Consider the following 11,225-nt stretch of genomic DNA (forward strand, 5'->3'; position numbering starts at 1 on the left):
CCGGGCCGCGCGCACCTCACCCCTGCAAGACCCCCCGCGCGGGGGCCAGAGCCGCGCGCCAGTACGCCACCCCGCCCCTTCCGAGCTTGTTCCGACAGGAGCCCACCCCATGGCCATCGAGGTCCGCGTCCCGACCATCCTCCGCACCTACACCGACGGCGCCAAGGCCGTCGAGGGCAGCGGTGAGACCCTCGCCGAGCTCTTCACCGACCTGGAGTCCCGCCACACCGGGATCGAGGCCCGCATCGTGGACGGCGGCAAGCTGCGCCGCTTCGTCAACGTCTACCTGAACGACGAGGACGTCCGCTTCCTCGACGGCATCGACACCAAGCTCACCGACGGCGACAGCGTCACGATCCTGCCCGCGGTCGCGGGTGGCATGGTCTGATCCACATGCGCTACGACTCCCCGCTGGCGGCGGTCGGCAACACGCCCCTGGTCCGGCTGCCGCGCCTGTCCCCCTCGGACGACGTCCGCATCTGGGCCAAGCTGGAGGACCGCAACCCCACCGGCTCGGTCAAGGACCGCCCCGCGCTCCACATGGTCGAGCAGGCGGAGAAGGACGGCCGGCTCACCCCGGGCTGCACCATCCTGGAGCCCACCAGCGGCAACACCGGCATCTCGCTCGCCATGGCGGCCAAGCTCAAGGGCTACCGCATCGTCTGCGTCATGCCGGAGAACACCAGCGAGGAGCGCCGCCAACTGCTCGCCATGTGGGGAGCCGAGATCATCTCGTCCCCCGCGGCGGGCGGCTCCAACACGGCGGTCCGCGTCGCCAAGGAGCTCGCCGCCGAGAACCCGTCCTGGGTGATGCTCTACCAGTACGGCAACCCGGACAACGCGGGCGCGCACTACGCCGGCACCGGCCCCGAGATCCTGGCCGACCTGCCGTCGATCACCCACTTCGTGGCGGGCCTCGGCACCACCGGCACCCTCATGGGCGTCGGCCGCTACCTGCGCGAACACAAGCCCGACGTCAAGATCGTCGCCGCCGAGCCGCGCTACGACGACCTGGTCTACGGCCTGCGCAACCTCGACGAGGGCTTCGTCCCCGAGCTGTACGACGCCTCCGTCCTCACCACCCGTTTCTCGGTCGGCTCGGCCGACGCGGTCACCCGCACCCGCGACCTGCTCCAGCAGGAGGGCATCTTCGCGGGCGTCTCCACGGGCGCGGCCCTGCACGCGGCCATCGGCGTCGGCAACAAGGCGGTCAAGGCGGGCGAGAGCGCCGACATCGTCTTCGTCGTCGCGGACGGCGGCTGGAAGTACCTGTCGACCGGCCTCTACACCGCGGCGACCACGGAAGAGGCGATCGCGGCGGTGCAGGACCAGCTCTGGGCGTAGCCGCGTAGCCGCGTAGCCGCGCGGCCGTCCCGGCCGCTCAGTGCGCCAGATGGCGGACCTGGTCCCAGACCACCGGGTCCGCCGTTCCCACTCGGCGGCGGAAGTCCGCCACCGGCACGTCCCGCAGCTCGTCCGTCTCCAGGAAGCTGGGCCGGCCCTGCGCGTCGCCCACCGAGCCCGGCGGCAGCGCGATCACCCCGGGCCGCTCGTCGTGGTACTTGCTGGTGATCTTGGCGACCCGCGCGCAGTCCCCGCGCAGCCCCAGGACCAGGCACGGCCGGTCCTTCGCACCGGGGCCGTCCTCGAAGGGGACCTCCGCCCACCAGATCTCACCCGGCCGAGGCGCCGTGGCCGGGCCCGTCGCAGGCCCGCCCGCGGGGGCCGTGCCGCGCGGTGCCTTCCCGCGCGGTGTCCTCCCGCGCGGGGCCGGACGGGTCGGCCGGGCGGGCGGGCGGCTCCGGCCCGGGGGACGGCGGAGGCCGGAACGGCGCCGCCCGGCGAGCGCCACCACCAGCGCGATCACCACGACCGCGACCAGCGCGGGCCACCACGACGTGTCCATACCTCAAGACCGTACCGTCGAGGTCCCCGCCCCGCCCGGGCGCCCCGCCATCCATCCGAACCGGTGACAGAGCCCGTGAGTTCGCCCACAACGGGCCGCCACGGAGGAGCGACGGGCCGTAGCGAGCCGTACGCTCGACAGATCGCACGACCTCCCCTCTTCGCGCGCTTCCCCGCACCCGTCCACGGAGGTTCACGCTCCATGAAGCTCACCGTCGTCGGCTGCTCAGGGTCGTTCCCGTCCGCGGATTCGGCCTGTTCGAGCTACCTCGTAGAGGCCGACGGCTTCCGGCTGCTCCTCGACATGGGCAACGGTGCCCTGGGCGAGCTGCAGCGCCACATCGGTCTGTACGACCTGGACGCGATCTTCCTCAGTCATCTGCACGCCGACCACTGCATCGACATGTGCGGCTACTTCGTCGCGCGCTACTACCGCCACGAGGGCGGTCGCTGCGAGGCCCTGCCGGTGTACGCCCCGGAGGGCGCGGAGCAGCGGCTGACCACGGCGTACGCGGACACGCCGTCGCCGACCGCGATGAGCGAGGTCTTCGACTTCCACACGCTGAAGTCGGCCGCCTTCGAGATCGGCCCGTTCTCCGTGCGTACGGAGAAGGTGTGCCACCCGGTCGAGGCGTACGCCATCCGCGTCGAGCACGGCGGCCGTGCGCTCACCTACTCCGGCGACACCGGGGTGTGCGAGGCGCTGGACGAGCTGGCGCGCGGGGCGGACCTCTTCCTGTGCGAAGCCTCCTTCACCCACGGCAAGGAGGACATCCCGGCCCTCCACCTCAACGGCCGCGAGGCCGGCGCCCAGGCCGCCCGCGCCGACGTGGGACGTCTGGTGCTGACCCACATCCCCCCGTGGACGGACGGCGAGCGGAACCTGGCGGACGCCCGAGAGGTCTACGAGGGCCCGGCGGAGCTGGCGTACGCGGGCGCGGTGTACGAGGTCTGAGCCCGGCGCCGTACGCGGACGGGGAAGGCCCCGGAACCCTGAGGGTTCCGGGGCCTTCCGTCGCACGGGGTGCGGGAGGGGCTCACGCCTTGGTGAGGTCCTCGATCTCCTCCTCGGGCTCGCGGCCCGGGGTGGGGAGGTTGAACTTGGTGATGGCGAAGCGGAAGACCACGTAGTAGATGGCCGCGAAGACCAGGCCGATCGGGATGATCAGCCACGGCTTGGTCGCCAGGTTCCAGTTCAGCAGGTAGTCGATGCCGCCGGCGGAGAAGGTGAAGCCGGCGTGGACACCGAAGGCCCAGGTGACGGCCATCGAGATGGCGGTCAGCACGGCGTGGATCGCGTACAGGACCGGCGCGATGAACATGAACGTGAACTCGATCGGCTCGGTGATACCGGTGACGAAGGAGGTCAGCGCGAGGGAGACCATCATGCCCATCACGGCCTTGCGGCGCTCGGGGCGAGCGGCGTGGGCGATGGCGATGGCGGCGGCCGGGAGGCCGAACATCATGATCGGGAAGAAGCCCGACATGAAGATTCCGGCGCTCGGGTCACCGGCGAAGAAGCGGTTCAGGTCGCCGTGGACGACCTCGCCGGCGGCGTTGGTGAAGTCGCCGATCTGGAACCAGGAGACCGTGTTCACGAACTGGTGCATGCCGACCGGGATCAGCGCGCGGTTGATGAGACCGAAGAGGCCGGCGCCGCCGGCGCCGAGGCCGGTCATCCACTCGCCGAAGTTGGAGATGCCCTCACCGATCGGCTCCCAGACCAGGCCGAAGATCACGCCGACGGCGGTGCCGACGAAGGCCATGATGATCGGGACCAGGCGGCGGCCGTTGAAGAAGCCGAGCCAGTCGACCAGCTTGGTGCGGTGGAAGCGCTGCCACAGGACCGCGGAGAGCAGACCCATGAGGATGCCGCCGAGCACGCCCGGGTTGTTGTACGTCGCGGCGACGTCGACACCCTTGTTGGCGGTCGTGTTGATCACGGCCTCGGTGACCGGGAAGGCCTTGAGGACGTTGCTGTAGACCAGGAAGCCGACGAGGGCGGCGAGGGCGGTCGAGCCGTCGGCCTTCTTGGCGAAGCCGATGGCGACGCCGATGCAGAAGAGCAGCGGCAGGTTGTCGAAGACAGCACCGCCGGCCGTGGCGAACACGGAGGCGACCTTGTCCCATCCGAGCCCGTCCTTGCCGAACACGTCGGGCTGGCCGAGGCGGAGCAGAATACCCGCGGCCGGCAGTACGGCGATCGGCAGCTGCAGGCTGCGACCGACCTTCTGCAGGCCCTGGAACAGGCCGGATCCGCGCTTCTTCGCGGGAGCGGCGGCCTGGGCGGTGGCCGTACTCATCAACTTCCTCCAGTAGGCAAGGCGCCGCCAGAGGACAGTGAAAGGGGGGACGGCGACGTCTCGTGGAACGCGGTGGTCTGGACCGCGTGGTCTACACCAATTAATGGTGTAGACCAGTTTTAGCACGTGTGACTTAGATAAGGAACCTTCGAATTTTGTGTGCCCAGCCATAGCCGGACAACCGACGACATAAGGCCCCCGGACCGTGAGGTCCGAGGGCCTTATGGCCGGGCCGAAAGCCCCTGGGGAGCCTGGAGGGGCGGGCGTTACGCCTTCGTGTTGTCCCGCTCCAGCTCCTCCTCCAGCTCGTCCGGTTCGCGGCCCGGGGTCGGCAGGTTGAACTTGGTGATCGCGAAGCGGAAGATCGCGTAGTAGACGACGGCGAAGCACAGGCCGATCGGGATGATCAGCCACGGCTTGGTCGCGAGCCCCCAGTTGATGACGTAGTCGATCAGGCCGGCCGAGAAGCTGAAGCCGTCGTGGACGCCGAACGCCCACGTCACCGCCATCGACACACCGGTCAGCACCGCGTGGATCGCGTAGAGCACCGGGGCGATGAAGAGGAACGAGTACTCGAGCGGCTCCGTGATGCCCGTGACGAACGAGGTCAGACCGACCGAGAGCATCAGGCCGCCGACCTCCTTGCGCCGGTGCGGCTTGGCGCAGTGGGTCATGGCCAGCGCGGCGGCCGGCAGGGCGAACATCATGATGGGGAAGAAGCCGGAGGTGAACTGACCGGCCGCGGGGTCGCCCGCCAGGAACATGCTGATGTCACCGTGGACCACCGTGCCGTCCGGCTTGGTGTACGAGCCGAACTGGAACCAGACCGGCACGTTGAGGAACTGGTGCAGGCCGATGACCAGCAGCGCGCGGTTGGCCACGCCGAAGATGCCCGAGCCCCAGGAACCGAGCCCGACCAGCCAGTCGCTGAAGCTCTCCAGGGCGTCGCCGATCGGCGGCCAGATCCAGAGGCAGAGCGCGGCGAAGGCGATGCCGACGAAGGCCATGATGATCGGGACCAGCCGGCGGCCGTTGAAGAAGCCGAGCCAGTCGACCAGCTTCACGCGGTGGTAGCGCTGCCAGAGGTAGGCGGCCAGCAGGCCCATGATGATGCCGCCGAAGACGCCGGGGTTCTGGTACGTGTACCCGGCGAAGGTGTCGCCGGCGCCGAGGCAGCCGCCGTTGATGTCCTTGGTGCCGACCGGGCAGGCCTTGGGGAAGGCGTGCAGCACGCCCCGGTAGACGAGGAAACCGGCCACGGCGGCGAGGGCGGTGGAGCCGTCCGCCTTCTTCGCCATGCCGATCGCGACGCCGATGCAGAAGAGGAGGGGGAGACCGAGGTCGGCGTCGAGCAGCGCGCCACCGGCTCCCGCCATCACCTTGGCCACATCGGTCCAGCCCAGGCCCTCGTCGCCGAAGACGTCCGGCTGTCCGAGCCGGCCGATGATGCCGGCCGCGGGGAGGACGGCGATGGGCAGCTGAAGGCTGCGGCCCATCTTCTGCAGCCCTTGGAAGAAGCCGCCCCAATGCGACTTCTTCGGTGCGGCTGCGGCACTCGTACTGCTCATCGGCGTCCTCCCTGACCCGACGCGGTCCCGGAACAATCCGGATCCGGCTCTCGTTCACACTGGTGTAGACCAGTTGCGATAGGCTCCCCGGGGCCGATCGAGGGCAGGCCGCCGGTGATCGTCATCTTTCGGCAGAACGGCGGACTTCGCTCGCGAGACTGGTCCAACCGTGGGTTACCGTGACAAAGCGGACCACCGGTGCGCCGAGACTCACGTTCTTTGAACGGAACGGACAGGGAGAAACACATGGCCAGCAAGGCTGAGAAGATCGTCGCCGGGCTCGGCGGGATCGAGAACATCGAAGAGGTCGAGGGCTGCATCACCCGCCTCCGCACCGAGGTCATCGACCCGTCCAAGGTCGACGAGGTCGCCCTCAAGGCCGCCGGCGCCCACGGAGTCGTGAAGATGGGCACCGCCATCCAGGTCGTCATCGGCACCGACGCCGACCCGATCGCCGCGGACATCGAAGACATGATGTGAGCGGTCGCTCCCGCGACTGACACATCGACGAGGGCCCGTTCCGGCAGGGGAACGGGCCCTTCGTCGGCTACGGCTACGCTCGTCCCATGTCTCGTATCGACGGCCGTACCCCCGAACAGCTCCGCCCCGTCACCATCGAACGCGGATGGAGCAAGCACGCCGAGGGCTCCGTCCTCGTCTCCTTCGGCGACACCAAGGTCTTCTGCACCGCCTCCGTCACCGAGGGCGTTCCGCGCTGGCGCAAGGGCAGCGGCGAGGGCTGGGTGACCGGCGAGTACTCGATGCTGCCCCGCGCCACCAACACCCGAGGCGACCGCGAGTCCGTACGCGGCAAGATCGGCGGCCGCACCCACGAGATCTCCCGCCTCATCGGCCGCTCGCTGCGCGCCGTCATCGACTACAAGGCGCTCGGCGAGAACACCATCGTCCTCGACTGCGACGTCCTCCAGGCCGACGGCGGCACCCGCACCGCCGCCATCACCGGCGCCTACGTCGCCCTCGCCGACGCCGTCGCCTGGGCCCAGGGCAAGAAGCTCGTGAAGGCCGGCCGCAAGCCCCTCACCGGCACCGTCTCCGCCGTCTCCGTCGGCATCGTCGGCGGCGTCCCGCTCCTCGACCTCTGCTACGAGGAGGACGTCCGCGCCGACACCGACATGAACGTCGTCTGCACCGGCGACGGCCGCTTCGTCGAGGTCCAGGGCACCGCCGAGGCCGAGCCCTTCGACCGCAAGGAGCTCAACGCCCTCCTCGACCTCGCCTCCGACGGCTGCGCCGAACTCGCCGAGATCCAGCGCAAGGCGCTCGAAGGAACTCTCTGAGGGTCCCCGACGTCTGTCTGGATACGGGCGCACGGGTCGAACCGTGCGCCCCGTCCAGACATGCAGGTACGAGGGGGAGGACCCAACTCTTGAAGCGCCGCCGCTCCATAGCGCTCGCCGTCGCCACCGCCGCCGCACTCACCGGCCTGGTCGGCTGCGGTGCGCTCGACAAGGCCATGGACTGCGTCAAGACCGCCGACGCCATCGCCACCTCGGTCGACAAGCTGTCGCAGGCCGTCTCCAGCGCCTCCAACGACCCGACCCAGATCGAGGAGGCCCTGAACAGCATCGACACGGAGCTGGGCAACCTCAAGAACACGACGGACAACGCGGACCTGTCCAAGGCGGTCGACGACCTCACCAAGGGCGTCGACACCGTCCGCACGGCCGTCAAGAACGGCGACGCGACCCCCGACATCAAGCCGATCACCGACGCGGCCACCGAGGTCGGCAAGGTCTGCACACCGGGCTAGCCGGACCGGGGCCGCCGCGGACCACCACCGCGGCGGCCCCGATAATCGGAGCATGACCCGTCTGATCCTCGCCACCCGCAACGCGGGCAAGATCACCGAACTGCGCGCGATCCTCGCCGACGCCGGACTCGACCACGAACTCGTCGGCGCCGACGCGTACCCCGAGATCCCCGACGTCAAGGAAACCGGCGTCACCTTCGCCGAGAACGCGCTCCTCAAGGCCCACGCCCTGGCCCGGGCCACCGGCCTGCCCGCCGTCGCCGACGACTCCGGACTCTGCGTCGACGTCCTGAACGGCGCCCCCGGCATCTTCTCCGCCCGCTGGGCCGGCCGGCACGGCGACGACAAGGCCAACCTGGACCTGCTGCTCGCCCAGCTCGCCGACATCGACGCCCCCCACCGCGCCGCCCACTTCGCCTGCGCCGCCGCCCTCGCCCTGCCCGACGGCACCGAACGCGTCGTCGAGGGCCGCATGCCCGGCACCCTGCGCCACACCCCCGCCGGCACCAACGGCTTCGGCTACGACCCGATCCTCCAGCCGACCGGCCACGAGCTCACCTGCGCCGAACTGACCCCGGCCGAGAAGAACGCGATCAGCCACCGCGGCAAGGCCTTCCGGGCGTTGGCGCCGGTGGTGCGGGAACTGCTCGGGTGAGCACACATGCGAACGGCCCAGCGGCAACCTGCGCGCTGGGCCGTCGTACGGTACGCCCGGTCGGATTCGAACCGACAGACACGACCACCTAAAGATCGCCGCTCAGCCCTTGGCGTACGGGCGCGTACACGAACCCTTACTTTACCCGTCCTCCTCCCCGACACCAGGTGTCGGTCATCGCATGGCAGTTGGGGCACAACAGCCGAAGGTTCTCGCGCCGGTCGTCGCTCCAGTCCCCGTTGATGTGGTCGATCTCCAGCGTCATCGGCTTGCCGAGCCATTCGGGGCCGACGCCGCATTCGGCGCACTCCTCGTCGACGCCGACATCGAGGAGCGCGCGCCGGAGCAGGTGGGTTCTGGTCCGGCGTCTGCCGTCGTGGTGGACGAGAACCTCCGCAGCGGCCTTCACCGCGCCCGGCTTCCCGCGCTGGTGGGCCTGCCCCAGGAAATGCGAGGTGGCGATACCGTCCTCCGCCGTCCACTGGCGGAACAGTGCGCGCGTCTGGCCACTGTCAGCCCTGCCCAGGGCGCGCAGGGCTCCGGCGATGGAGATCGCCCCTTCGACTGCGCCCCGAAGCTCCTCCGGCTCCGGGCGTGAGGCAGGCCCGCCGCGCCGCCGGTGGAGAAAGTGAGCGATGTCGGTGCCGTAGTGGGCGAAGCGTTTCAGAAGGTAACGGCGGAGCTTGTCGTACGGCGGGGTGCCGAAGAAGGCCATGACCTCGTCCACGTCCGCGCATCGCGCCGCTGCCTCGGCCAGCCGCTCGCGGGTGTACCGGGTGCTGGTCGTCATCGGGCGCGCCCTTTCCCCCGGCCCCGATAGGTGTCCGTCGTCGAGTGGCAGTTCGGGCAGAGGAATCGCAAGTTCTCGATCCGATTGTTGCGCCAGTCTCCGTCGATATGGTCGACCTCCAGCGGAAGAGGCCGGCCTCGCCAGACAGCCTCGTTGCCGCACAGCGCGCACTGCCTCCGCACTCCGGACTCCGTCATCGCCCGGGTGAGGCGGTCACTTGGGATGCGCCGGGTCTGCGGGCCGGTCTGCTCGACGAGCAGGGCCTCGGGTGTCCGGGGGCGCCAGGGCTTGCCCCGCCGGGACGGCGCGCGGAAGTGCGAGGTGTCGATGCCGTACGCCTTGATCCGCCGACTGATGTGCGTGTGCTGCCCGCCGACGACCTCCACCCCGAGCCGCCGCAGTACGTCGCACATGCTCGTCGAGGTGGCCACGGCCTGTGCCAGGGTCTCACGGGTCCAGCGCGTTCCCTCCTGCTCGAAATGAGAGATGTCCACCCCCAGCTTCCGCATCCGGTCGCGGACGTACCGCCGGGACCCGCTCCTCGGATCCACCCCCAGCCGCTCCAGCGCCTCCGTCAGCGTCCGTGCCTCTCGCGCCGCAGACTCCAGCCGGTCCCTCGTATACACGCTCGTCCCCATCGAGCTCCCTCCCCAGTACGGATCTCGTACGGACCAACGACCCGAATTTCGGATGGTCGCGCCAAAACGCGTGCGTGTCGCGTACGAGAAACGGAACGGCCCGCACCGGATGGGTGCGGGCTGCTCGGGAAGGAGCGGGGTCAGATCCCCAGATCCTTGATGATCTTGGCGACATGGCCGGTCGCCTTCACGTTGTAGAAGGCGTGCTCGACCTTGCCCTCCTCGTCGACGACGATCGTGGAGCGGATGACGCCCGTCACGACCTTGCCGTACAGCTTCTTCTCGCCGAAGGCGCCGTACGCCTCCAGGATCTCCTTGGAGGGGTCGCCGACCAGGGTGACCTTCAGGTTCTCCTTCTCGCGGAACTTCGCCAGCTTCTCCGGCTTGTCCGGGGACACGCCGATGACGTCGTAGCCCGCACCGGCCAGCAGGTCCAGGTTGTCCGTGAAGTCGCAGGCCTGCTTGGTGCAGCCGGGGGTCAGGGCGGCCGGGTAGAAGTAGACGATGACCTTGCGGCCCTTGTGGTCCGCGAGGGAGACCTCGTTGCCGTCCGCGTCGGGAAGGGTGAAGGCGGGGGCGGTGTCGCCGGGCTGCAGTCGCTCGCTCATGGCTCTCCTCGGGAATGTTCGCGTACGCGTTCAGAGCCTAACGGGGGTCGGGGACGACCCGAGGGCAAGGAAGCTGACAGACTGTCCATCGACGACCGGAACACGCCGGTACTCGCCGGTACACGACTACGGAGGCAGCGCGGTGTCGGACGCCAGGACCCCTGCGCAGATCGAGGCGGACATCGTCCGCCGACGCGAGCAGCTCGCCGTCACTCTCGACGAGATCGGCATTCGGGTGCACCCGAAGACCATCATCGGCGACGCGAAGGCGAAGGTCGCCGCCACGGTCGACCACACGGCCGGGCGCGCCTTCGTCGCGGTCAACCGCGTCGTGTCCGACGTGAAGGCCCGCTTCACCCACGAGGACGGCGCGCCCCGCCTGGAGCGCGTGGTGCCGGTGGCGCTGGTGGCCGTCGCGGTCGTCGGGCTGATCGCCGCGTCCGCCCGCAAGGGCCGGGACTGAGGACGGGACCGCCCCGGCGGACCCGTCCCGGGTACGGGCGACACGCCGGGGCAGGTAGGTTCGAGTCGTGAGCGACAACACCCACGACAAGCTGCCCATCCGGATGCTCCACGACCGGGTCCTGGTCCGTACCGACAGCCCGGAAGGGGAACGGCGCTCGGGCGGCGGCATCCTGATCCCGGCGACCGCGGCCGTCGGCCGCCGGCTGGCCTGGGCCGAGGTCGTCGCGGTCGGGCAGAACGTCCGGACCGTCGAGATCGGCGACCGCGTCCTGTACGACCCCGAGGACCGGGCCGAGGTCGAGGTGCGGGGCGTCGCGTACGTCCTGATGCGCGAGCGCGACCTGCACGCCGTCGCCGCCGACCGCTTCCAGGGGCAGTCCGACTCGACGGGTCTCTACCTGTAGCCGCTCAGCGCCCGAGGGCCTGGTGACCGGTGTCACCAGGCCTTTTGCCTGCCCTTTGCTACGCTGGGGGTACCCGACGAGACGCGCCGTACCGGGCTTGACGACAAGACGACGCACC

Annotated in this window: 15 protein-coding genes, 1 tRNA gene and 1 riboswitch; of the genes, 9 read left to right on the forward strand and 7 right to left on the reverse strand. The window is 69.9% G+C overall.

The window, feature by feature from the left end; all coding sequences use genetic code 11:
- The first annotated feature begins 109 nt into the window (after positions 1-109).
- Positions 110-388, forward strand: a complete 279-nt coding sequence (locus AB0Q96_RS03005; protein ID WP_365321269.1) for a MoaD/ThiS family protein — start codon at positions 110-112, stop codon at positions 386-388.
- A gap of 5 nt (positions 389-393) precedes the next feature.
- Positions 394-1,344 (forward strand): cysteine synthase, encoded by a 951-nt coding sequence (locus AB0Q96_RS03010; protein WP_365321270.1) that lies wholly within the window; start codon positions 394-396, stop codon positions 1,342-1,344.
- A 37-nt stretch (positions 1,345-1,381) separates the two neighbouring features.
- Here the strand turns inward: AB0Q96_RS03010 and AB0Q96_RS03015 are convergent, their stop codons facing one another.
- Positions 1,382-1,906, reverse strand: coding sequence for a type II toxin-antitoxin system PemK/MazF family toxin (locus AB0Q96_RS03015; RefSeq protein ID WP_365321271.1), 525 nt, complete (start codon positions 1,904-1,906; stop codon positions 1,382-1,384).
- 201 nt (positions 1,907-2,107) lie between these two features.
- Here AB0Q96_RS03015 and AB0Q96_RS03020 point away from each other — a divergent pair, with 201 nt between their 5' ends.
- Positions 2,108-2,860 carry an MBL fold metallo-hydrolase gene (locus AB0Q96_RS03020; RefSeq protein ID WP_365321272.1) on the forward strand — a complete coding sequence of 251 codons (753 nt, stop codon included), beginning with the start codon at positions 2,108-2,110 and terminating at the stop codon, positions 2,858-2,860.
- Positions 2,861-2,942: 82 nt separating this feature from the next.
- On the opposite strand, the gene AB0Q96_RS03025 is transcribed toward AB0Q96_RS03020, so the two are convergent.
- Positions 2,943-4,208 carry a PTS transporter subunit EIIC gene (locus AB0Q96_RS03025; protein ID WP_365321273.1) on the reverse strand — a complete coding sequence of 422 codons (1,266 nt, stop codon included), beginning with the start codon at positions 4,206-4,208 and terminating at the stop codon, positions 2,943-2,945.
- Positions 4,209-4,474: 266 nt separating this feature from the next.
- The gene (locus AB0Q96_RS03030; RefSeq protein ID WP_365321274.1) at positions 4,475-5,776 is read right to left on the reverse strand and encodes a PTS transporter subunit EIIC; all 1,302 of its coding nucleotides are present in this window, start codon (positions 5,774-5,776) and stop codon (positions 4,475-4,477) included.
- A gap of 246 nt (positions 5,777-6,022) precedes the next feature.
- Here AB0Q96_RS03030 and AB0Q96_RS03035 point away from each other — a divergent pair, with 246 nt between their 5' ends.
- The 4 genes from AB0Q96_RS03035 to rdgB all read left to right on the forward strand — a co-directional run bounded on the left by AB0Q96_RS03035 (position 6,023) and on the right by rdgB (position 8,202).
- A complete protein-coding gene (locus tag AB0Q96_RS03035; RefSeq protein ID WP_365321275.1) occupies positions 6,023-6,256 on the forward strand; it encodes a PTS glucose/sucrose transporter subunit IIB in 234 nt (77 codons plus the stop codon).
- A gap of 86 nt (positions 6,257-6,342) precedes the next feature.
- Entirely contained in the window at positions 6,343-7,074 is a 732-nt protein-coding gene (rph, locus tag AB0Q96_RS03040; RefSeq protein ID WP_365321276.1) for a ribonuclease PH, read from the forward strand.
- A gap of 89 nt (positions 7,075-7,163) precedes the next feature.
- Positions 7,164-7,547: a hypothetical protein gene (locus AB0Q96_RS03045; RefSeq protein WP_365321277.1), complete on the forward strand. Its 384-nt coding sequence runs from the start codon at positions 7,164-7,166 to the stop codon at positions 7,545-7,547.
- A gap of 52 nt (positions 7,548-7,599) precedes the next feature.
- Positions 7,600-8,202, forward strand: a complete 603-nt coding sequence (gene rdgB, locus AB0Q96_RS03050) for an RdgB/HAM1 family non-canonical purine NTP pyrophosphatase (protein WP_365321278.1) — start codon at positions 7,600-7,602, stop codon at positions 8,200-8,202.
- A 51-nt stretch (positions 8,203-8,253) separates the two neighbouring features.
- Here rdgB and AB0Q96_RS03055 read toward each other — a convergent pair.
- The 4 genes from AB0Q96_RS03055 to bcp all read right to left on the reverse strand — a co-directional run bounded on the left by AB0Q96_RS03055 (position 8,254) and on the right by bcp (position 10,238).
- A tRNA-Leu gene (locus tag AB0Q96_RS03055) sits at positions 8,254-8,326 on the reverse strand.
- Positions 8,327-8,338: 12 nt separating this feature from the next.
- Positions 8,339-8,992: an HNH endonuclease gene (locus AB0Q96_RS03060; protein ID WP_365321279.1), complete on the reverse strand. Its 654-nt coding sequence runs from the start codon at positions 8,990-8,992 to the stop codon at positions 8,339-8,341.
- Entirely contained in the window at positions 8,989-9,630 is a 642-nt protein-coding gene (locus AB0Q96_RS03065) for an HNH endonuclease signature motif containing protein (protein ID WP_365321280.1), read from the reverse strand. The genes AB0Q96_RS03060 and AB0Q96_RS03065 overlap by 4 nt, the downstream gene beginning before the upstream one ends.
- Positions 9,631-9,770: 140 nt before the next feature.
- The gene (gene bcp / locus AB0Q96_RS03070) at positions 9,771-10,238 is read right to left on the reverse strand and encodes a thioredoxin-dependent thiol peroxidase (RefSeq protein WP_365321281.1); all 468 of its coding nucleotides are present in this window, start codon (positions 10,236-10,238) and stop codon (positions 9,771-9,773) included.
- A 142-nt stretch (positions 10,239-10,380) separates the two neighbouring features.
- Here bcp and AB0Q96_RS03075 point away from each other — a divergent pair, with 142 nt between their 5' ends.
- Both AB0Q96_RS03075 and AB0Q96_RS03080 read left to right on the forward strand, forming a co-directional pair.
- Positions 10,381-10,701: a DUF3618 domain-containing protein gene (locus AB0Q96_RS03075; protein ID WP_046911985.1), complete on the forward strand. Its 321-nt coding sequence runs from the start codon at positions 10,381-10,383 to the stop codon at positions 10,699-10,701.
- A 67-nt stretch (positions 10,702-10,768) separates the two neighbouring features.
- Positions 10,769-11,107 (forward strand): co-chaperone GroES, encoded by a 339-nt coding sequence (locus AB0Q96_RS03080; RefSeq protein ID WP_351662752.1) that lies wholly within the window; start codon positions 10,769-10,771, stop codon positions 11,105-11,107.
- A gap of 46 nt (positions 11,108-11,153) precedes the next feature.
- Positions 11,154-11,225: riboswitch (guanidine-III (ykkC-III) riboswitch) on the forward strand.

It is taken from the genome of Streptomyces sp. NPDC093111 (assembly GCF_040683955.1).
Lineage (GTDB): Bacteria > Actinomycetota > Actinomycetes > Streptomycetales > Streptomycetaceae > Streptomyces.